The sequence below is a fragment of the Paenarthrobacter sp. NPDC090522 genome (genome assembly GCF_044769225.1).
Lineage (GTDB): Bacteria > Actinomycetota > Actinomycetes > Actinomycetales > Micrococcaceae > Arthrobacter.
On record NZ_JBIVXL010000006.1, the window covers coordinates 266,366 to 287,531 of the forward strand.

Sequence of the window (21,166 nt, forward strand, 5' to 3'; positions counted from 1 at the left end):
AAATATAGAGTGAGGCGTACCACATTGACAAGTGATGAGTCTAAGAGTGTGAACCTTGGAGGTCGCAGTGCCTGGGTGCGGTGGGAAGAGTTGCGAACGAGATCGCGGCTGATTTCTTGACGAGGTCGGCTATGAGGAGGAATGAAGTATAGGTTCACGCTTGGCATCACTTGGAGCCGCAGGGTAACCGCCATCTAAGTGCCGTCTCGGGTCCGCTCACGAGTCGAAGGAGAAATGCTGATGGCTCGCATGACCCAACTGACCTCGCCGGGTGGCCCGGAGCATGATCGGTGACGGCAGTTACCGATCATGCTCCGGTTTCAGCCGCGGGAGTGTCCCGATAAATGCATCCCGGTGGAGTTCGGATGGTCAGCTCGTATGGATTTCGCATGCCCCAAGGTCCTCCTCGGCTAAAGCCGTGAGAGCGTTTCCGGTGCTCGACGAGCTACGAGGCCCCGCTTTTGTGGTTCTTCGCAGGGTCGAGGAGTTCGGCCAGGTGCAGGCTCTTGCGGTCGGGGTCCAGTTGTTTGACCTGCATGGCGCAGCTGAACCCGTCGGCAAGGACCGGGGTGGTGTCCGGTGTCTTAGCCAGGGCTGGGGCGAGGGCTTGTTCGGCTACTTTCATGGAGATGTCGTAGTGGTTGGCTTCGAAGCCGAAGTTACCGGCTACACCGCAGCAGCCGGTGGCTTCGGTGACGTCGGCAACACCCAGTGCGGCCAGGGCCCTGCGTTGGATGGTTGCGCCGAAGGTGGAGTATTCGTGGCAGTGTGTTTGGACGGTGACGGCCTGCGGCACGGTTGGTGGGTTCCACCCACCGTCGACCCATCCCTTCACTGCCTCGGCGAAGCTTTGGATGCGGCGGGAAACCCGTTCGGCTGCTTCGGTGCCGAGCAGTTCAGGGGCGTCCTTTTTCAAAGCGGCCGCGCAGCTGGGTTCGATCACCACGATCGGGGCGTCGGTGCCGTCGTCGAGCTTTTCGACTGCTTTGCCCATGAGTTTCTTGGCGGTGTCCAGCTGCCCGGTTGAGATCCATGTCAGGCCGCAGCAGGCGTCGGCCTCGCAGCCAACTTGCCGGCCGGTGCTTTCGATGACCCGTGCCGCGGCCCCTGCCACCTCGGGCCGGAATCCCTTGGTGAAGGAGTCAACGAACAAGATCGTATCGGCCGGTCCCTGGGTGTTGCGGAACGGCGCCAGCTCGTCGCGGAGCATCCGGCGTGAGGCGAACTTGGGCATCTTCCGTTTCGTGGTCAGCCCACCGGCTGCTGCGACGACCTTCCCGAGAGGACTGGCCAGCACCAGGTTCACGATTGGGCTGATCAGCGTGGTGAGTTTAAGCCAGCGCGGCAGCCAGCCGAGGGAGAAGTGCGACATGGGCCGCAGTCTGCCTTCGTAGTAGTGCGAAAAGAACTCGGACTTGTAGGTTGCCATGTCCACCCCGGCGGGGCAGTCGTTGGAGCAGGCCTTGCAGGCCAGGCACAAATCCAGTGCTTCGCGGACGTCCTCGGACTTCCAGCCCTCGTCGATGCTCCGGGCGCCGCGGACCATGTCCTGCAGGACGCGGGACCGGCCACGGGTTGAGTCTTTTTCGTCCCCGGTGGCCCGGTAGCTGGGGCACATGACACCGCCGGCATCGGACCGACACCGGCCGACACCGATGCAGGCCTGGACGGCGTGAACCCACGCGTCGGCCCCTGCCACGGCCGCTTCCACGGGCCGCAATTCGAAATGGGTCCGCCATTCACGGTCCGGGATGCCTTCGAGGGCGAGGTTGGCGTCGAAGGCGTCGGCGTCGGTGATGGATCCGGGGTTCAGGATCCCGGCGCTGTCCCAGATGTTCCGGTAGGCCTGGAAGGCGGCCATCATGGACGGGGAGTACATGACGGGCAGCAGTGCAGAGCGGGCCCTGCCGTCGCCGTGTTCGCCGGAGAGCGATCCGCCGTGCCGGACGACGAGTTCGGCGGCGGCGTGGGTGAACTTCCGGAAGACGCTGCGTCCTTCTTCGCTGCGGAGGTCGTAGGTGATGCGGATGTGCATGCAGCCGGCGCCGAAGTGCCCGTACATGATGCCGGTCAGGCCGTGTTCGTTCAGGAGTTCACGGAAGTCGGCCAGATAGGCGGCCAGGTTTTGTGGGGCGACGGCGGAGTCTTCCCATCCGGCCTGGGATTCTCCACCGCTGGCGGGCCGGGAGGACAGACCAGCTCCGTCTTCCCGGACCCGCCACAGTGTGGCGCGTTGCGCCACGTCCGGAACGGCGCGGCCATCCACTAACCGGCCGTTCGCGGCTAGCCGCTCCAGGAGGCGTTCGGCCTCCCGGGCGACGTCTTGGGGGTCGTCGCCGTCCAGGTCCACGTAGAGGAACGCTTTGCCGTTGGGCAGCCCCTGGACGGAATCGACTCCGCGGCGCAGCCGCATGGTGTCGACGATCGCTTCGTCGATGCCTTCCACCGCGGCCGGGGAGAACTCAAGGATGGTCTCGATGTCTTTGGCCGCGTCAACGACGTCGGCGTAGCCCAGGCACACGAGCAGGGCCGAGGGTGCCTTGGGTACGAGCTTCATCCTGGCCCGGACCACCACGGCGCACGTGCCTTCAGTGCCGGCGAGGGCACGTGCGACGTTCAGGCCGGTTTCGGGTAGGAGGTTGGCCAGGTGGTATCCGGAGACTTGGCGCTGGATACGACCAAGTTCCACCCGGAAGGCTGCGAGATTGTCCTGCGCGAGTTTTTTCAGGTCCTCTGACAGGTCAAAGGCGCGGGACACGGCGTAGGCGTCGGCAGGGTCGGTTGCCCTGAGCCCGGTCGCCGTTGCGGTGAGCTGAGCGCCGTCGGAGGTGACGACGTCGATTTCCACCACGTGGTCCGAGGTCCGCCCGTAACGGACGGAGTGGTTGCCGCAGGCGTCGTTGCCGATGGAACCGCCAATGGTGGCGCGGTTCTTCGACGATGGATCGGGGGCGAAGGTCAGGTTCCCTCCGGTGGCCTTTTCGGTTTCCCGGGTCAGGGTTGCCAGCACGACGCCGGCCTGAACGTCCGCTGTCCCGGCACCTTCGTCAATGGTCAGGATCCGGTTCATGTGCCGGGAGAAGTCCAGCACGATGCCAGGGCCGATGGCGTTGCCTGCCATGGAGGTCCCACCGCCGCGGCTGACCAGCGCGGTGCCGGTTTCGCGGCAGGCCGCGAGGGTTGCGATGACGTCCTGGACGTTGCGGGGGAACACAACGGCTACGGGCGCGAGCCTGTAGTTGGACGCATCGTAGGAGTAGGCGGCCAGACGGTGGCCGGAGGTTTCAGCGGGTATCCCGGCTGCCTCCAACCGGGTCAGGACAGGCGCTGTCTCCACGGCAGTGGGAACTTCTTGGGTCATGACTTACCTCAAACTCAATTCTTAGCGTGTGCTGCGCCGGGGCGAGAGGGAGCATCAATTCCAGTCGCGCAACCCCACCGCACGCTTCCAACAGAGGGAACCCGCGGTGTCGACTGGACGGCATTTCTAACGTTGGAGGAGTCCGTCAATTTGGTTGCCGATCCGGAATTTTTCTCTGTCCATCCAGTACCGGCGCAGAACGTTGTTGCTTACACACGTGTCCATGGCCTGGATGTCGGGTAATGCACCGATGTCCTCGGTGAGGAATTGTGCCAGTTGTTGGGGCCCGCTGAAAACGCCAGAGAACGCGACGGGTGATTTTCCGGTGACCATTGAGACCATACGGGCTGCTGGATGTGCTGAGAGTCTGTCCAGGACCGCGCTTATCGATTTTGGTTTGACCTGAAGGGAGACGACAGCGGCAAGCGGGAAACCTACTGCTCCGGGTTCGACTTCGATGCGGGGGGAGATGGCACCGGTTGCGAGCAGGTTCTGTATGGCCCGGTATGCTGTCGAGCTTCCCACGTCAAGGGTTCTTCCGATCTCCGCCGCTGAAGCGCGGGCATTGCGGCCGAGCTCACTCATGGTACGGAATTCGAGATCACTCATGTCATCGAGAGACCTGTACGCTGGCTGGTTCACGAGCACGGTGTGGGCGGAGAGTGCGGTCGTTTGTTGTGGTGTCAACCGAGCCAGCCGCCAGGACTGGCCGACTCTGCGCGAGTCCAGAACCAAGTGGGTTTCAACGGAGGCGATCCCGTCAAGAGACGAAATTTGGCAGTTGATGAGCGAATCCAAGTCAGTTCCCTTTAGAGGGAAGACATCACAATAGATGTCACTGGAACCCGAGGTGATCATGAGTAGCTGGATTTCGCGGAATGCCTTAAGACGCTGGGCAACTTTCATAGCCTGCCCGGGGAGGCACCGAATCCATAATTGACGGGGGTTGCCTGACAGGATCAGCGGCCAGGCGAAGCGACCCACGATCTTCATCAATCGGTCGTCCTGCAGGCGTTTCAGCCGTCGGGTAATCGTGCTGGTGGGCACGCCCAGGATCTCTCCCAGAGCGTTCGCGGGTACCCGCGGCGCGACCTGAAGGGCAGCGATGATGTCCAGGTCCGTCTCATCCAGCCGTAGGTCCTTGATTTTGACGACGGGCTCGCCGATATCTCGCGTTGCTTGATCCACTGTCATAGTACGTCCAGAATACCCTTGTTTAGACGGTTTGAGTAGGCGAAAAACCCATGAACACTCAACGAGATGAATGAAATTACCAAAACATCTTGCCTAAGAGGGTGATATCGCACTATGCTCCTTGGTGTGAGAGCTGCGTCACCCTGATTGTCGGTTGATTTATCCACCGTCGGGGAGCGGCTCCGGAGCTGATCTGCTCAGCGACTATCTATTAGGAGTGCCCATTGAACAATCCCCAGCCCTGGGAATGGACCGAGCCGCAATGGCGCGGCCATATTGAAAAGATCCGGGCCGGTGAGTCGCTTCTCGCGCCCGACCCAACGGCGCGCTGGAAGGACGGAGCGAAAGCGGCGGTGTTGCTGTCATTCGATTCAGACCACGAAACGATTCCACTGCGTGACGGCGAAACCTCACCCGGACGGATGGCCCAGGGCGAATACGGGGCACGTGCTGCCGTACCTCGCATTCTTCGGCTCCTCCACCGCTATGAGATACCCGCATCGTTCTACATTCCTGCGGTATGTGCGTTGTTGCGGCCACAGGAAGTGCCCTCATATGTGGATGCAGGACACGAGGTTGGTGTTCACGGGTGGATACACGAACGAAACACCTTGCTGACGTTTGATCAGGAATTGGACCTACTCGGCCGGGCCGCAGAGGTTCTTCAAAAGCAATCAGGGGCGAAGCCAACCGGCATCCGCACGCCATCGTGGGATTTTTCCGACTCTACGATGGATGTCATCCGTGAACTCGGCTTCACATACGACTCCTCTCTCATGGCTGACGACGTACCTTACGAACTCATCGCGGACGGCGAGCCTACAGGGATTGTGGAGATTCCGGTGGAATGGATCCGTGACGATGCCCCGTATCTGACCATGGATCGTTACACAGGCCTGCGGCCCTATATGCCGCCGCGTCAGCTGGGCCAGATTTGGAAGGACGAATTCGATTTCGCCTACGAGTCAGGCGGGGTTTTCCAACTCACCCTGCATCCCCATGTCATTGGGCACCCATCCCGTCTGGTCGTGCTCGAAGACCTCCTGAAGTACATCCGGTCCCACGACGGACTCTGGATCACAACACACGAAAAACTTGCAACCCATCTTGGATCCCGACTCACCGCTAGGACCCCCCAGCAATGACCCACCAAACTATCTCGGACGCACCCCACGAAACCAAATTGTCGGCCAAGGGACGCAAAGCCATCATCGCCGGTGGCATCGGTAATGCCGTCGAATTCGTGGACTGGGCCATCTACACGACCTTCTCTTCCGTCTTCGCTCACCACTTCTTCCCCAAGGGCAACGAAGTAGCTGCCCTTTTGGCGACCCTTGCCATCTTTGCCGTTGGCTTCATCATGCGACCTGTGGGCGCTGCCGTCATGGGCGCCTACGCCGACCGGCACGGCCGCAAGAAGGGCCTGGTCCTGACCATCAGCATGATGGCCTGCGCCACCCTCGTCATTGGTCTGGCACCCACCTACGAAACCGTTGGGTTGCTGTCACCGATCATTCTCGTCATCGCCCGCATGGTCCAGGGCTTCTCGGCCGGCGGAGAGTTCGGTTCCTCCTCGGCTTTTCTTGTTGAGTCGGCCGCACCCAAGCGCCGTGCCTTCGCTGGATCGTGGCAGCAAGTCTCCGTTGGGGCCGCCGTACTCGTAGCCTCTGGCATCGGCGCCATCATAACTTCCACACTCTCCAAGGAAGCCCTCGACGGCTGGGGTTGGCGTGCCGCATTTGTCTTCGCGGCACTGCTCGGACTCGTCGGTCTCTGGCTCAGGTCCTCCGTATCAGAAACAGAATCGTTCATCAATGCCAAGGAACGCGCGGAAACTACCGGGAAGAGCCAACGGAACGCCGTGCACACGATGTTCGTCAAGTACCCTAAGGCAACCCTCCAGGTCTTCGGGATAACCATTGCCGGTGCTCTGCTCACCTATGTCTGGGTTTCCTATATGCCCACCTATGCCGCGCTGACCACCGGCATCCCCCTGAGCCAAGCCTTAATCGCCAACGTCATTGCCGTCGGGGTCTTCACTGTCCTCCTTCCCTTCGCAGGACTGCTCTCAGACAAGATCGGGCGAAAGCCCACCATGACGGCATTCGCAGCAGGCTTCCTGCTGTTTGCATGGCCGGCCTTCAATCTCATGAACGGCAACTTCTGGATGCTGCTGCTCGTTGAAGTCATCGGCATAATCTTCCTGCTAGGTTACTCAGCCAACTGCGCCGCCATCATGGCCGAACAGTTCCGCGCTGAAGTACGTGCTACCGGCATCGGCCTACCCTACTCGCTCGCCGTAGCGATCTTCGGCGGAACCGCCCCCTACATCACCACGTGGATGACCACCAGCGGTCTCGGTGACTTTGTCTGGGTCTACTGTGCTCTGGCCGCCGCCATTGGCGTCGTCGTGTATCTGACCATGAAGGAAACAAAGGGCAAGGACCTCGATTAAGCCGGCGCATGGTCATCACCAACAGCATTGGCCGGAGGAGGCACGCGGTTTCGCGGAGCCCGTCTAACAACTGACGCTGGTCGACCTTAGCGCTGGCGAACTGGACCGCGGCGGCAACGACTTGCCGAGCAGCCGGTACGAGCTCGATTCAAGAGGGCTGCCCTTACGGCCATGTTGAATGGCCCGCCACCTAAACCAGGACGGGGCCGGACATCAATCAGCATGCTGACATCCGCCATCGCTCACCTGGATACCAGAGACATAATCACCAGTACGGCGAGGCGCGGTCTCCGGCTGCCGCTGCTGGATTACCTGCCTGCCCAGATTCAACTGCTGGGAAGCCCACTATCAGCATGGACGAAGCCCATCTGGCCGCTTTCGATGAGAGCCCAGGCCGAGTCCGCCAACACAGACAGGAAAACTATGAACGTCATTTCAGACTTGGTTACCTGGACCTCCCTCAAACGCCCTGACATGGTCGCTGACCTGTTCACCTACGTGTGCCACGAAACCCCTAGCGACGACAAGGCTCTCCTCGATGCCGGCCTGGCATGGATCGAGAAATGGCTGCACGAGAGACTCGGCAAACCCGATAGCCGCCGCCACGTCGACGGCGGCGCCTGGGGCGACATCCTCATCCTTGACTACGCGACGGACAACGAAGACGACGCCTGGGTCACAGCTTTATGCCATTACGACACTGTCTGGTCAGCCGGAACACTCACCCAATGGCACCCAACGATCGAAGGTGACCGATTCTCCGGTCCCGGAGCCTTCGATATGAAAGCCGGGACCGTGCAACTCGTGTGGGCTTTGAAGGCCAGCAAAGAACTCGGTATGCCCCTTCCCAACGTTCGTCTTGTCTTAACGGGAGATGAGGAAGTGGGCAGCCCGTCCTCCAGGCCCGTTATCGAACGAGAAGCCCTACGAAGCGATGCTGTGCTGGTCTTTGAAGCCAGCGCTGACGGGGCCGTTAAGACTGCACGCAAGGGCGTGGGACTGTTCCAGATACAAATCACCGGACGGGAAGCTCATGCCGGGCTGGATCCCGAAGCCGGCGTCAGCGCCATCGACGAGATGGCACGGGTGATCGTTGAGCTGCATGCACAGACCGATATGGATAACGGGACAACGGTCAACGTCGGCCTGGTCAAGGGCGGTACTCGACCAAACGTCACAGCGGGAACCGCAACCGCTGAACTGGACATCCGGGTCAGCAGCGAGGGCGAAGCCCGCAGGATCGATGCCGTTCTCGATAACCTCGCGACCCGACATCCAGAGGCGGTGTTGACAGTCACCGGCGGGTGGAACCGACCTGTCATGCCGCGCTCCCTCCAGACAGGGAAACTCTTCTCAACGGCGCAGGCCGCGGCCACCCAGCTGGGATTCGACCTCAACGAAACCTCCGTGGGAGGGGCCAGCGATGGAAACATCGCGGCCGCCCTCGGTCTTCCCGTACTCGATGGCCTCGGAGCCATCGGAGACGGCGCACACGCACGCAATGAGTGGATCAGCATCGATGGCATGCTCGAAAGAACATGTTTGACCAGCGCACTGCTCGCTGAACTTCACTACGACTCGAAGCTTCCTACACCCGAAAGGCTCCTGACCGAACACAGGCTTCAGCGGGCGAACTCCCGTCACTAGGACCTGCGCTTCCAGAAGGCGGCTTAGCCATCGAGCTCGCCACCCCAGGGTGCAGATATCCGTTCCAATCATCCGCAATTTACGGACGAAAATGCCCTCAAACTAACGCTTTACTTCAACAGCAAGGCCGCAGATGATTGTGATCGAGGACACAGATGGTGTGTCGGTTTCTAGCTCCGAAATGACGGAAGACCGTTACCTTGTGTGAGCTTCAGTGCAACCAACGCCGGACCCAGAAGGATTCCCAATGCTTGGATTCATAAGGAGACTAAATGCCCTGATGTGCCCGGAGGGCTGAAGGCTTCAAACATCCGGTCGGGGGACAACCCCTACGCGAACCGTGGAGGGAGCACACTTTCCGATCCACCCGGTTTCCGGCTCAGACTGGCGTACCAGCGGAAGCCCGGCCTATAACAATCTGCCTTAACTCCAGGGTCACCCACCTGGACCACAAGCAGTCACCTTGACCAGACAGTGTGGCTGTTTTCTGAAAGAAAATCCTTACCTCCTGCAAGGACAAACAATGAATACTTCTTCTTCTGTGGCCAAGAGCAGGCTTCTCATGGCGACGGCAATCATCGCCGTAACCGCCTTGGCAGGCTGCTCCTCTAGCGGAACAGCGGGCACCAATGGCCCCTCAAGCTCGACTGAGTCCTCAGTTGGTGTGGATGATCACTCGCGCGCGATGCTCCCTAAATCCATTAGCGATAAGGGGACCCTGACAGTAGCTAGCGGCCTGAACTACCCGCCGTTTGAATTCAAATCTGTCGATGGAGCCAACGACGGCATGGACGTCGAACTCATCACCGCCATCGGACAGCGGTTGGGATTGAAGGTCGCCATCCAGCAGGCCCCCTTCGACGCAATGCTCGCTGGACTCGGGAGCAACCGTTTCGATGTGGCGATGGCCCCCTTCACGATTACACCCGAGCGACGTAAGCAGGCCAACTTCATCCACTTCATCGATGCAGCAACGCTGGTCTCAGTCCTCAAGGGCAGCTCCACGGGAATCACCGGAACAGACACTCTCTGCGGCAAATCAACTGGCGTTATTACCGGGTCCATTGCCCAGGCTCAAATCCCTGCCCTCAATGACGCCTGCGCGAAGGCAAACCAGCCGGCAATCCGCGTTTCAGTACTCCAGGATCAGTCTGCGCTAGTTCAAGCCGTGATCAGCCGGCAAATCGAATCCATGCTTGATGACTCTTCGACCGTTTCTTATGTGAACAAGCAGACAGGCGACAAACTGCAGACTGTGGGCGAACCGTACGAACCCGCCGCCTGTGGATTTGCGATCGCAAAGAATAACGCCGATTTGCTGAAGGCAGCCCAGTCCGCCCTGCAGTCACTCATGGACGACGGAACGTACGAAAAGATCTTTACGAAATGGGATCAGACGACGAATGCTGTCAAGAAGCCCACGATCTACACCGAGACCGAGCCAAGCACGGCTCCGTCAGGAGCCAGCAATGCCGGGTAATGTCACCGATCCGTCTCCGCTGAGGGGCAGGACCGGGCTCACGCCTCTTGCTGTGGCAGACCTCCCTACCAGGCCCCCCACACGAGTTGGCAGGTACATCGCGAGCGTAGTCGTCGTACTGCTGGCCTACTTCATTCTCGCTTTCCTGTTCACCAACGAGGGCATGCAGTGGGATGTGATCGGACAATACATGTTGTCCGGCCGGATCCTTGAGGGTGTGTGGACAACGGTTTGGCTCACCGTGGTCAGCATGGTGATCTCAGTGGTGCTGGGAACCGTGATCGCCATCGCCAGAATGTCAGCGAACCCTGTCCTCAGTGCTCCCAGCGCTGCATACGTGTGGTTCTTCAGAGGAACTCCGCTCCTCGTTCAGCTGATCTTCTGGTTCAATCTGGCAACGCTGACACCCGTGATCGCGCTGAACGTTCCTTTCGGCCCGCCACTCTTCAGCGTCTCGACCAACGACCTGATAACGCCCCTCACGGCTGCTCTTCTGGGCTTGTGCTTGAACGAGGCCGCGTACATGGCCGAAATCGTCCGGGCCGGGCTCCTTGGAGTCGACAACGGACAGACCGAGGCCGCCTCGGCCTTGGGGATGCCCAAACCAATGATCCTTCGCCGGATTGTTCTTCCGCAGGCCATGCGGCTCATCGTTCCGCCGTCAAGCAACGAATTGATCAACCTGCTCAAGTCCACATCGCTGGTGAGTGTTATCACCATGTCCGAACTGCTGTACAGCGCACAGACGATCTATGCCCAGTCATTCCAAGTCATTCCGCTTCTCGCGGTTGCCAGCATCTGGTATCTGGCAATTGTGACTGTTCTTTCGGTCTTCCAGCAACTGCTCGAGAAACGTTTCGGCAGAGGTATCAGCCGAACAGCTCCGATATCACTTTGGGCCCGATTCCGCAGGAATCTCATGCCAGTGCGCCAAAAAGGAGGAGTGCTCCGATGAGAGCCCCTGTTGAGACATCCGAACCCATCATCCAGGCTCGTAATGTTCACAAGAGCTACGGTCCGATCCAGGTGCTCAAGGGCGTTGACCTGGACATCGAACGCGGGGAGGTAGTGTGCCTGATCGGGGCCTCCGGAGCCGGTAAGACCACTTTCCTCCGTTGCATCAATCATCTCGAAAAGATAGATTCGGGCGCCCTCTTCGTGGGTGGCGAACTGCTGGGCTATAAGCACGAAAAGCGGTTTCTGCGCGAAATGCGTGACAAAGAGGTCTGCCGCCAACGGGCCGAGATCGGCATGGTGTTCCAGCACTTCAACCTGTTTCCGCACATGACGGTCCTTCAGAACATCATTGAGGCGCCCATTCGCGTTAAATCAGTCAAACCCGAGAAGGCACGCTCACTGGCAATGGAGCTGCTGGACCGCGTCGGGCTCGCCGACAAAGCGCAGTCATACCCCCCGCAACTCTCGGGAGGCCAGCAGCAGCGGGTCGCTATCGCACGTGCCTTGGCCATGAACCCCCGGGTCATGTTGTTTGACGAGCCCACGTCGGCTCTGGACCCCGAGCTGGTCGGTGAAGTGCTGAGCGTGATGCGTGACCTTGCTGCCGCGGGAATGACCATGGTCGTCGTGACTCATGAGATTGGCTTCGCCCGCGAAGTGGCAAACAGGGTTGCCTTCTTCGACGGAGGCGAGATCCGCGAACTGGGAACCCCCGCCGAAGTTATTGGCAATCCAAAATCACCTCGTACCCGAGAGTTCCTGCGTCGGGTCCTCGAATAGGCGACGAACGACCAGCACGATCTGTCGGCGGGGCCTTCTTATGAGGAATCTCCAAGGATGTGCCCCGCCGACAAGGGCAGGACCAGACGGTACGGGCTTTCACCACAGCCCGCATTCATTGGCACAAAACCACTGGCACTCCGGTTTAGCAAAGAGCGCCGCAGTTGCGGCGAATACATCAAAGGAACGACTTCATGACCGACAAACAGCCGTGGCAATGGCCTGAATCCGAATGGCGAGCCAAAGTCGAAAAGATTCGCGCGGGACGGCCACTTCTACACCCGGACGTGCCCAGGCGTTGGAACGACGGCGACAAGGCCGCAGTACTTCTGTCTTTCGACGCGGACCATGAATCTGGAGCTCTGAGAGACGGTCAGACCTCGCCGGGATTGATGGCGCAGGGCGAATTCGGCACACGGGTCGGCGTTCCCCGCATCCTGGAGGTGCTGAAACGCTATGAAGTCCATGCATCGTTTTACATCCCCGCCGTCTGCGCGCTTCTCCGGCCGCATGAGGTGCCGGCTTACGTCGAAAGCGGCCATGAAGTCGCCCTTCACGGGTGGATTCACGAACGCAACACGCTGCTCACCTTTGACCAGGAACTGGACCTGCTGGGGCGCGCGGCTGACGTGCTTCAGGAACAATCAGGGCGCAGACCGACGGGAATCCGGACACCGTCCTGGGACTTCTCCGATTCCACCTTGGAGGTCATTCGAGAGCTGGGGCTGCTCTACGACTCGTCGCTGATGGCAGATGATGCACCTTACGAGCTCTTGGCCGACGGCAACCCCACGGGAGTCGTTGAGATCCCGGTGGAATGGATCCGCGATGACGCAGCCTATCTTGAAATGGACCGCTACAGCGGGCTCCGTCCGTACTTGTCGCCCCGGCAACTTTTGCAGATATGGAAAGACGAGTTCGATGCCGCGTATTCGGCCAACAGTGTCTTTGATCTCACACTGCACCCTCACATCATCGGGCACCGATCCCGGCTGGTAATACTTGAGGAATTAATAGACTACATGCGTTCCCACGCGGGTGTGTGGTTTGCTACCCATGAAGAGTTGGCCCTGCACATTGCACCTCAACTCACTGCGGGCCAAGATTTCAAAACCTCCTAAATTAAGGCCTTGCCTACTAAATCAATCCGAGCGATAACTGCATGGTTTGCAATCTAAGGCCATCGCACATGGGATGGTGAGAACGCGAAGCTCGTTGCCCATGCCAAATGCAGATTTCTGCTGCTTAACTGCTACTACAGCAGGTAGACCGGGCGCTCGACGGCCAGGAACGCCAGTGTGGCAACTCAGCCCAGGTCAACAGCGTGACCACAGCAACGTGCGTCGCCCGTTTGTCAGGCTGGCTAGTGCCTTTCAACCCCGGCCAAGGGCTGGACTAAGACGCGGCCACGCCGCAATTAGGCACGAGATATTCGTTCGGATTGCGTTTCTTCATGGACCGCACTGCCCAGACCATCGTTGATGACAAGCACTTCGGCGAGTGCTTCGAACAATGGATCATCTTGTCGCGATGCGCGGGTGACAAGCTCTATGGTGCGCGACTGTCCTTGCAGGGTCTGGACTGTAATACCGGAACGCAACCTCTCAGGCATGAGGGTTGGTACAAAAGCGGCAGCAAGACCTTCTCTGACGAGCTCTACTTGCGTAAGAACATCCGATGTTTCGAAGACCACGCGGGGCTCAAACCCTGATTGGCGGCACAAAGCTTCAGCCCAGTCGCGCACGGCAGAGCCTGAAGGTTCCAGGACCCACGAAGCTTCGCTAAGGGAAGCCAGATTCTCTATCTTGGTGGTGTCTCCCATCGGGGGAGCCAAGAGCATTGGATCGTTGGAGATATGTCTGCGATGGAGCTCTTGGTGCTGTGGTCCTGGGAACGCAGGATATTGTTCGATGATGGCGGCGTCGAGCTCACGCGAGAGAACCGCGGGTATGGCCACGTCCTCCTCTGCCTGTGTCGTATGTAGCTCCAGACGAGGATGCCTGACTGAGAGCTCGCGCACCAAGCCGGGCACCAAGGACAGGTAAGCGGTCTGGAATACGGCGATCCGCAGCTTGCCGGCCAGTTCCTGGCTGCCTCGCAAAGTGGCAGCGCGAGCTGACTCCCAGTTCTCCAATATCTGTGGAATTCGCGAGACGAGCGCTCGGCCCGCGGGCGTGAGTTTGAGGCGGCGCCCGTCCGGCTCAAGCAGGCGAGCCCCGAGCTCTGCCTCAAGGGTTGCAAGCTGCTGGGAAATCCCGGACGTGCTGTAGCTCATCGCCGCAGCAACCGCAGAGATCGTTCCCCGTTGCGATAGCTCCAGAAGGAGTTGAAGTCTCCGAAAGTCAGACATCTCTACATCATACAGACTGTCCGTGTTATGCGGACTAAAGCATCCGTAAACAAACGCTTTTACTTCGCGTGTTTGTTCTGCAGAATGGTGTGAAGCCAGCCACATCCGCGCTTTAGGACCTGACCACGATTCGTCACGATTGACGAATCGCCCGGGCGGCACAGTTGCCCCGTCAACGTCCTAAGGAGGCTCCGCGGATTGCGGATTCGCATACAACAAGTCAAAGGTTGCAACCATGAACGCTCCGTAAGCACAGTCCCGAGCTTCATTGCCGTCGTTTTCGCCGGCGTGGGTGCGGTCCTGCGCAGCTTCCGGGTGCGGGATGCATATCGAAGATTTACGTTGTCAGGCTGCTTGGCGCGAACGGCATCCGCAGGCCCAGGTCCACGGTTCCGACAATCACTACCAACCCTGCATTAGCCATCATGTGGCAACGGGTCGGATGGCCGGTCCAAGGACAAAATTACAACACCATTTAGGAACATCAACGTGTCTCAACTCAACGAATACACTCCTCATTCTCCTGCCTCACTGGTAGCCGAGCCAGCACAGTTGCTGGCCGATCTCGTCCGGATTGACTCGGTCAACCCTGACCTTGTCCCCGGTGGCGGCGGGGAAGCCGAAATCGCCGGCTTCATTGGCACGTGGCTCGAGGAACACGGCTTCGAAACGACACGGCTTGAACAAACGCCCGGGCGTCCCTCGATTGTTGCCATCGCCCGGGGAACCGGCGGGGGGCAGAACCTCATGTTCAACGGTCATATCGACACCGTCACCCTGGCAGGCTACGAGGGGGACCCACTGGATCCTCGGATTCAGGAAGGGCGCATGTATGGGCGTGGAACCTACGACATGAAGGCGGGTCTTGCCGCCCAAATGATCGCCGCCGCCACCGCCGCGCAGGAACCTCACTCCGGGGATATCATCCTGGCACTTGTTGCTGACGAAGAATTCGGAAGCAAAGGCACCGCCGAGGTACTCGAGCATTTTAGCGCCGATGCGGCAATCGTCAGCGAGCCAACGAATGACGACCTGGCGGTGGCTCACGGGGGATTCGTTTGGTTCGACGTAACCATCCATGGGATCGCCTCTCACGGTTCGCTCCCCGACAAAGGCATTGATGCGATTGTCAAAGCCGGGCCGTTTCTGGCTGCTGTGGGACAACTTGCTCGGAGGCTCTCAGAGGGTCAGGCCCACGACCTGATAGGTCCTGGAAGTATTCACGCCTCACTCATCACCGGTGGGGAAGAACTGTCAAGCTACCCTGCCGAATGCCGGATCGCCCTTGAACGGCGAACTGTTCCAGGTGAGACGGCCGATCAAGCCGAAGAAGAACTTCGCGAAATCCTCAACGACCTTGCCGTGAACGACCCCGACTTCCGGTTCAGCATCGACCGCACGATGGAGCGGTCACCCTTCGAAATCCCGGTGGATTCAGCCATAGCCAGCCTGGTTTCGTCCGCGTGCGAAGCCGTCACGGGTCGTCGTCCTACCGTCTATGGAAAACGGGGATGGACAGATTGCGCCCTTCTCCAGGAGGCCGGAATTCCGGCAGTTCTTTACGGTGTGGCCGGTGGCGGTGCGCACTCGGCAATCGAGTGGATCGAGGTCTCTTCCCTGGATCGCGTCACCAGAACACTCGCGGTGGTAACAGCCGAGTTCTGCAGGTGAACAGCGTGCCCGACGCAACACGCAATGGTTCCACCTACCTGCCCATCAACACCCTAAGAAGGACTTAATGAGTACCGCAGAGGTCACTTCGACCGAATCGCGTTCCATGCGATTCGCACTCAAGGCATTCGATGCCATCGAACGAGTCGGAAATAAGATTCCAAACCCTTTCTGGCTCTTCTGCATTCTTGCACTTGTAGTCATCATCCTCAGCGCGATCCTGCAAGGAGCAGGCATCAGCGCCATCAACCCCGCGAGTGGCGACCTCGTACAAGTGCGCAGCCTTTTGTCAAAAGAAGGCCTTGAGATAATCGTTGGAAAAGCCGTAAGTAACTTCGCTCAGTTCCCGCCGATGGCCACGATCGTCGTGGTTCTTCTGGGCATCGCGATTGCACAGCGGTCTGGGCTTATCGACAATCTCCTCCATCGCCTCGTGGCCCGCGTTCCAGGTAAATACCTGACTTTTGCAGTGGCCATGGCGGGCATGGTGAGCCACGTCGCAGACGATGCCGCATACATGACTCTTATCCCGATCGGTGCACTTGTCTTCAAGGCAGCAGGCAGAAGTCCAGTTCTCGGGATCGTTGTCACCTACGTGTCAATCTCCGCGGGGTACGACGCCTCTCCGGTGATAACCGTGACCGATGTTCTGCTCTCCGGAATCACCACAGCGGCCGCCCAAACGCTCGATCCGGCATATGTCGTAACGCCGTTGTCCAACTACTTCTTCAGCCTTGGATCCTCGATACTCATCGCGTTGGTGATCACGGTCATCGTGGAAACACTGATCAGCCGGCGCCCAGAGCTTCAGGCAGACGCTGCCAGCGACGCCCTCGACGGCAAGGACGCAGCGAGGATGGTCCCATCGGCGCGTGAAAAGAAGGCTCTCCGAATCACGGGTATCGTCGGACTGGCCAGCGCGGTTCTGCTCACACTGGCTGTACTCCCAGTCAATTCCCCGCTGCGCGGGGAAGGCGGAAGCATTGTGAATTCTGTCCTTTTCTCAGGCATGGCTTTCATTATCGGTCTGCTATTTGCGGTTTTGGGAGCAACTTACGGGTTTGTAAGCGGAAACTTCACCAAGGCGTCAGACGTCATCGCTGGAATGATCGAGGGCACCAAGACCCTCGCACCAATTCTGGTGTTGTTTTTCGCCATTTCACAGTTCTTGGCCTATTTCAAGTGGACGAAGCTCGGCGAGGTCCTCGCCATCTCAGGTGCGGAGTGGTTGGGTCACATCAACGCTCCTGGGTGGGCGATCCTTCTCGGAATAGCCGTACTCATTACCTTCATGAACTTCATCATCACCAGCGGTTCCGGGCTCTGGGCCCTCGCAGCCCCGGTTTTCGTCCCTATGCTGATGCTGCTGGATATTAATCCAGAGACGACTCAGGCAATTTATCGGGTTGCTGATTCCGTGACCAACTGTGTTACCCCAATGAGCCCATACTTCATCATGGCTTTGGGATTTATTCAGCAATACCGAAAAGATGCCGGCATCGGAACACTAGCCTCATATACGATTCCAATATCGGCCGTCATTTGGGTAGTTTGGGTCGGGTTCTTCATGCTTTGGTACGCCTTGGGAGTACCTCTCGGCCCGGGAGTCCCCTCAAGCTGATTCGATAAAGCTGATCGAGTCCAGCGCCCTTCCCGCTCCGGGGAGGGCGCTGAGCTCATTGGAGCGGACGACTGTCTGTTGGGTGGGGACACAATCTTCAAGAACACAAATATCCGCCCCGCGGGACCAAATCGATGCCAATTTTGGCGGGTGAGGCAAGCCAGGTCTTCCTCTGGGTCTATACGCGGCGATGAAGATAGCACCGCAGTCCTTCGCGTGAGGCCCTTGTTGGTGACGGTCGGCAAGTGAGCTATTGTGACGGCATGGCGAAATGGTTCACGTTTCGACCAGCGCTGACAGACCTGCCGCGCTGGTAGCCGGCACCGTAGCGACAGCGGTACCGGGGACAGGAAAATTCCAAACAATGGGAATGAGAGCACTAAGCTCCCGAACGGCCATGTCGTTCCAGTGAGCGAGAGGTCGCTGCTGTAGGGGGCCCGCTTGTAGGTAATCCGTTAGCGACGACAAGAAGGCCATTGATGGTTGGCCAGTATCGCAGCCACCGCGCGGGAGGATCGAGATGAAGCAATCCCGCGACATGTGGACGTCGCGGTTTCGCCTTTTGGAATCACCCATGGCCAGGAGTGCTCCTCCCGTTGATTCGGGTGTCCTTATGGTTGTTTTCACGGAACAACTTCGTGCAGGCCCCGATCAAAAAGTACGGTCAAGGTCTCCTGCACGGTCATCGACCATCCTATGAACCTTTTTGTTTCTCCCGCAGCCGCTGGAGGTGGCTGAACCTTGGCCTATATACAGGCTACCGATAGGTACATAACCCGAATGTCCAGGGGCTGGACGCTTTGACTTCAGTTGCTCCCCTTTGCCAGGATATTTCGACTTGGACGTCGGAGCGAAGGCAACGCCGCGTAGCGGGGCCGCATCTGCTGACTAGTGAGGCCTCAACTGCCCGTCTGCTTGAGTGGGGGTGCCATGCATCCATCCCGAGATGCGGTTGGTCGAGGTTTCACCGTGGGCGCAGGTCAGGCTGGGCGCGCCAACCATGGGTGCGGTCCAGAAGATATCGAGAGTCGGATGATCGTGATCCGCCGCCTACCCGTTGCAAGCATGAAATCGTTGCCGCGAGATTGGGCCGGTCCCGCTGAACGTGATGGAAGATCGCCACGACTTTACGTTCTTGATTGCTTTCGGCGGTGGGAAACTTGCGGATCTCCGAAGAGGAGAGTTCCAGGGCCATTGTTGGCAAGACCGCGACCGCAAGTCCGGTTTCTACGAAGTGAAACCGGACAGCCAGGTCTTCGGAGGAGCAGATGATGCGTGGTTCGAAGCCGGCTTTGCGGCACTGGTTGATGACCCAGGTCCGTGGAACAGAGTCTTGGGCCTCCACGGCCCAGCCTGCCTCCGCGAGTTGCCCAATGATGTCCCGTTCCGGTTCGATCGTGGAAGCAGTCGAAGAGTCCATCGCGAGCCAGAGCGGATCCTCGAACAACGTCTCATACTCGATGCCCGGGATAGACGGCGCCGGCATCCCCGGATACGCCTCTGCTATGACCAGGTCGTATTCGCCGGACTGCAGGGCAGGGAGGGTTTCTTCCGGTTCGCCTTGGTGGAACTCGATGGTCAGTTCCGGGTGCAGCTCGCGCAGTTCGCGGATCACCCGAGGCAGGAACGTGAGTGCCGCTGTTTGAAAGGCGGCGATCTTCACAGTTCCGCGGATCTGTTCCAGTGGCGCGGACATCTCGTCCTCTGCCTGTTCGAGCATGTCCAGGATTTTTTCTGCGTAGTCAACCAAAGTCAGCCCCTGAGAGGTGAGCTGCAGCCGCCGCCCGGCAGGTTCCACCAACGCAACGCCGATCTCTTGTTCCAAGAGCCGGACCTGTTGGGACACGGCCGAGGTGCTGCAGGAAAGGGCTTCAGCCACGGCGGAAAGGGTCTTGCGGTGGTGCAGTTCCCGCAAGACCCTCAGCCTGCCGACATTCAGCATGTGCGGCGTTCCTAGTGGTTGGTTTTGGTTGCCATGGCTAGAAAAACTCTACGATGAGTTCCACTTCCACTGGTGCGTTCAGCGGCAGTTCTGCCACCCCGACGGCGGATCGTGCGTGGGCGCCTCGGTCGCCGAAGATGTCCAGCAGCAGGTCGCTCGCGCCGTTGATGACGGCGGGTTGTCCGTTGAACCCCGGGGCGGAGGCAACGAAGCCGACGACTTTAACGATCCGGGCCTTGTCCAGATCGCCCAAGGCCGAGGCAGCGGACAGGGCGTTAAGGACGCAGGTGGCGGCCAATGCTGAGGCTTCTTCGGCGCTGACATCACTACCGACTTTCCCAGTGGAAGCAAGGACGCCGTTCTCGTGGGGGAGTTGCCCGGAAGTGTAGACCAGGTCTCCCACGCGAGTCGCGGGCACGTAACTGGCCACAGAGTTGGAGGGGGCCGGGAGTTCGAGGCCAAGTTCGTGCAGACGAGCAGTGGTCTGGGGGTGAAGAGCGGGGGCGTTGGTTGTCTGGGTCATGGCTTCCTTCAGTTGCAGTAGTCGATGGTGGTTTGGGTCAGCACGGAGGTGACGCGGTGCAGGGAGTCGAGTTCGATCCATTCGGTGGCTGCGTGGGCGCCGCCGCCGTCGACTCCGAAGAGCAGCCCGGGGATTCCGGCTTCGAGCATGAGTGCTGCGTCGGTCCAGAACGGTTCGCCACGCAGGGCCAGTTCCTGCCCGGTGGTGTTGCGGGCGGCGGAGAGCAACGCCTGAACGATGGTTTCCTCGGGGTTGACTTCGAAGGGTTGGCGTTCCAGTCCTCGGGTAATGGTGTAGCGGAAGTCCGGGTCGGTGTCAGCGATGGGATCCAGGATGGCTCGCAGTTCCGCTTCGACGGTGTCGGCGTTTTCGCCAGGGATGGTGCGCCGTTCCAGGGAGATGGTGCATTCGGCCGGGTAGCTGGAAATTTCCTCGCCACCACGGATGAGGGAGGCATGAATGTTTCCGGATTTCAGGGTGGCGTGCTGCAGCCCCGAAGCGAGTTTCCGGGTGAGTTCATCGAGCCCTGTGAGGAACCGGCCTGCTTTGGCGATGCCGTCGATGCCCAGGTCCGGGCGGGATCCGTGGGCTGCGACGCCGTGGATGGTGACGTCGAACCACGCAAATCCGCGGTGGGCGATGACGACGTCTTCGTGGGTTGGTTCGGAGATGATCGCTGCATCTGCGGTGAAGTGCCTGAGTACTTCTTCGGTTCCGGCGCTGGCGAATTCTTCGTCGGCGACCAGTGCGACGGTGATGTCTCCGCGGTGAGGCTGGGCGGAGGCGGTGGCGGCTGCGACCATGATGGCTGCGATGCCGGCCTTCATGTCGAAGGTGCCGCGGCCGAACATTTTGCCGTCCTCGACCCGCGGGTCGAGCGGGTCGCCGTCGTACCCTGCCAGGGTGACGGTGTCCAGGTGGCCGTTGAACATCAGGTTTTTGCCGCCGCCGGTTCCTGCGGCGACCCCCACGATGGATGGCCGGCCCGGGATGGCCTCAAGCCGCGTGACCTCGAAGCCACGACGTTCAAGCCAGGCCGAGGCGTAGTCGGCAATTGCGGTCTCGCCGGCGGCGCCCTTGACGAGGCGGGGGTTGACCGAGTCGATGCGCACCAGTTCCTTGAGGAGTTCAGCCGGATCAGAGACAAGCTGCGCAGCAAGGGTGGCTTCAGATGGTGTGGTCATG

At 59.7% G+C, this 21,166-nt stretch carries 15 protein-coding genes; 9 read left to right on the forward strand and 6 right to left on the reverse strand.

What is annotated here, in order from left to right; all coding sequences use genetic code 11:
• Positions 1–445: 445 nt before the first annotated feature.
• Together ACIQT2_RS10170 and ACIQT2_RS10175 are read right to left on the reverse strand one after the other, a co-directional pair.
• A complete protein-coding gene (locus ACIQT2_RS10170; protein ID WP_402945996.1) occupies positions 446–3,361 on the reverse strand; it encodes an FAD-binding and (Fe-S)-binding domain-containing protein in 2,916 nt (971 codons plus the stop codon).
• 126 nt (positions 3,362–3,487) lie between these two features.
• A complete protein-coding gene (locus ACIQT2_RS10175) occupies positions 3,488–4,555 on the reverse strand; it encodes an Lrp/AsnC family transcriptional regulator (RefSeq protein ID WP_402945998.1) in 1,068 nt (355 codons plus the stop codon).
• A 224-nt stretch (positions 4,556–4,779) separates the two neighbouring features.
• Here ACIQT2_RS10175 and ACIQT2_RS10180 point away from each other — a divergent pair, with 224 nt between their 5' ends.
• The 7 genes from ACIQT2_RS10180 to ACIQT2_RS10210 all read left to right on the forward strand — a co-directional run bounded on the left by ACIQT2_RS10180 (position 4,780) and on the right by ACIQT2_RS10210 (position 12,995).
• A complete protein-coding gene (locus ACIQT2_RS10180) occupies positions 4,780–5,700 on the forward strand; it encodes a polysaccharide deacetylase (RefSeq protein ID WP_402946000.1) in 921 nt (306 codons plus the stop codon).
• Positions 5,697–7,010 (forward strand): MFS transporter, encoded by a 1,314-nt coding sequence (locus tag ACIQT2_RS10185; RefSeq protein WP_402946002.1) that lies wholly within the window; start codon positions 5,697–5,699, stop codon positions 7,008–7,010. Before ACIQT2_RS10180 ends, ACIQT2_RS10185 begins: the two co-directional genes overlap by 4 nt.
• Before the next feature lie 423 nt (positions 7,011–7,433).
• The gene (locus ACIQT2_RS10190) at positions 7,434–8,657 is read left to right on the forward strand and encodes a M20 family metallopeptidase (RefSeq protein ID WP_402946004.1); all 1,224 of its coding nucleotides are present in this window, start codon (positions 7,434–7,436) and stop codon (positions 8,655–8,657) included.
• 523 nt (positions 8,658–9,180) lie between these two features.
• Entirely contained in the window at positions 9,181–10,137 is a 957-nt protein-coding gene (locus tag ACIQT2_RS10195) for an ABC transporter substrate-binding protein (RefSeq protein ID WP_402946005.1), read from the forward strand.
• Positions 10,127–11,092, forward strand: coding sequence for an amino acid ABC transporter permease (locus ACIQT2_RS10200; protein ID WP_402946007.1), 966 nt, complete (start codon positions 10,127–10,129; stop codon positions 11,090–11,092). Before ACIQT2_RS10195 ends, ACIQT2_RS10200 begins: the two co-directional genes overlap by 11 nt.
• Entirely contained in the window at positions 11,089–11,874 is a 786-nt protein-coding gene (locus ACIQT2_RS10205) for an amino acid ABC transporter ATP-binding protein (RefSeq protein ID WP_402946009.1), read from the forward strand. Before ACIQT2_RS10200 ends, ACIQT2_RS10205 begins: the two co-directional genes overlap by 4 nt.
• A gap of 194 nt (positions 11,875–12,068) precedes the next feature.
• Positions 12,069–12,995: a polysaccharide deacetylase gene (locus tag ACIQT2_RS10210; protein ID WP_402946011.1), complete on the forward strand. Its 927-nt coding sequence runs from the start codon at positions 12,069–12,071 to the stop codon at positions 12,993–12,995.
• 296 nt (positions 12,996–13,291) lie between these two features.
• Here the strand turns inward: ACIQT2_RS10210 and ACIQT2_RS10215 are convergent, their stop codons facing one another.
• The gene (locus ACIQT2_RS10215) at positions 13,292–14,224 is read right to left on the reverse strand and encodes a LysR family transcriptional regulator (RefSeq protein ID WP_402946012.1); all 933 of its coding nucleotides are present in this window, start codon (positions 14,222–14,224) and stop codon (positions 13,292–13,294) included.
• A gap of 489 nt (positions 14,225–14,713) precedes the next feature.
• Between ACIQT2_RS10215 and ACIQT2_RS10220 the strand changes: the two genes are divergently transcribed.
• Both ACIQT2_RS10220 and ACIQT2_RS10225 read left to right on the forward strand, forming a co-directional pair.
• Positions 14,714–15,895, forward strand: coding sequence for an ArgE/DapE family deacylase (locus ACIQT2_RS10220; RefSeq protein WP_402946014.1), 1,182 nt, complete (start codon positions 14,714–14,716; stop codon positions 15,893–15,895).
• 67 nt (positions 15,896–15,962) lie between these two features.
• A complete protein-coding gene (locus ACIQT2_RS10225) occupies positions 15,963–17,516 on the forward strand; it encodes an AbgT family transporter (protein WP_402946016.1) in 1,554 nt (517 codons plus the stop codon).
• A 964-nt stretch (positions 17,517–18,480) separates the two neighbouring features.
• On the opposite strand, the gene ACIQT2_RS10230 is transcribed toward ACIQT2_RS10225, so the two are convergent.
• The 3 genes from ACIQT2_RS10230 to ACIQT2_RS10240 are packed head-to-tail and all read right to left on the reverse strand — an operon-like array spanning position 18,481 to position 21,165.
• Complete coding sequence (locus ACIQT2_RS10230) at positions 18,481–19,458, reverse strand: LysR family transcriptional regulator (RefSeq protein ID WP_402946018.1); 978 nt, start codon at positions 19,456–19,458, stop codon at positions 18,481–18,483.
• Between the two features lie 37 nt (positions 19,459–19,495).
• Positions 19,496–19,981, reverse strand: coding sequence for a RidA family protein (locus tag ACIQT2_RS10235; RefSeq protein ID WP_402946020.1), 486 nt, complete (start codon positions 19,979–19,981; stop codon positions 19,496–19,498).
• Positions 19,982–19,989: 8 nt separating this feature from the next.
• Positions 19,990–21,165: an ArgE/DapE family deacylase gene (locus ACIQT2_RS10240; RefSeq protein WP_402946022.1), complete on the reverse strand. Its 1,176-nt coding sequence runs from the start codon at positions 21,163–21,165 to the stop codon at positions 19,990–19,992.
• Position 21,166 lies beyond the last annotated feature (1 nt).

What these genes read in the sequence shown, in the direction of transcription:
- ACIQT2_RS10170 (WP_402945996.1), bottom strand. Translation starts at nt 3,361, where the DNA reads ATGACCCAAGAAGTTCCCACTGCCGTGGAGACAGCGCCTGTCCTGACC.
- ACIQT2_RS10175 (WP_402945998.1), bottom strand. Translation starts at nt 4,555, where the DNA reads ATGACAGTGGATCAAGCAACGCGAGATATCGGCGAGCCCGTCGTCAAA.
- ACIQT2_RS10185 (WP_402946002.1), top strand. Translation starts at nt 5,697, where the DNA reads ATGACCCACCAAACTATCTCGGACGCACCCCACGAAACCAAATTGTCG.
- ACIQT2_RS10190 (WP_402946004.1), top strand. Translation starts at nt 7,434, where the DNA reads ATGAACGTCATTTCAGACTTGGTTACCTGGACCTCCCTCAAACGCCCT.
- ACIQT2_RS10195 (WP_402946005.1), top strand. Translation starts at nt 9,181, where the DNA reads ATGAATACTTCTTCTTCTGTGGCCAAGAGCAGGCTTCTCATGGCGACG.
- ACIQT2_RS10200 (WP_402946007.1), top strand. Translation starts at nt 10,127, where the DNA reads ATGCCGGGTAATGTCACCGATCCGTCTCCGCTGAGGGGCAGGACCGGG.
- ACIQT2_RS10205 (WP_402946009.1), top strand. Translation starts at nt 11,089, where the DNA reads ATGAGAGCCCCTGTTGAGACATCCGAACCCATCATCCAGGCTCGTAAT.
- ACIQT2_RS10210 (WP_402946011.1), top strand. Translation starts at nt 12,069, where the DNA reads ATGACCGACAAACAGCCGTGGCAATGGCCTGAATCCGAATGGCGAGCC.
- ACIQT2_RS10215 (WP_402946012.1), bottom strand. Translation starts at nt 14,224, where the DNA reads ATGTCTGACTTTCGGAGACTTCAACTCCTTCTGGAGCTATCGCAACGG.
- ACIQT2_RS10225 (WP_402946016.1), top strand. Translation starts at nt 15,963, where the DNA reads ATGAGTACCGCAGAGGTCACTTCGACCGAATCGCGTTCCATGCGATTC.
- ACIQT2_RS10230 (WP_402946018.1), bottom strand. Translation starts at nt 19,458, where the DNA reads ATGCTGAATGTCGGCAGGCTGAGGGTCTTGCGGGAACTGCACCACCGC.
- ACIQT2_RS10235 (WP_402946020.1), bottom strand. Translation starts at nt 19,981, where the DNA reads ATGACCCAGACAACCAACGCCCCCGCTCTTCACCCCCAGACCACTGCT.
- ACIQT2_RS10240 (WP_402946022.1), bottom strand. Translation starts at nt 21,165, where the DNA reads ATGACCACACCATCTGAAGCCACCCTTGCTGCGCAGCTTGTCTCTGAT.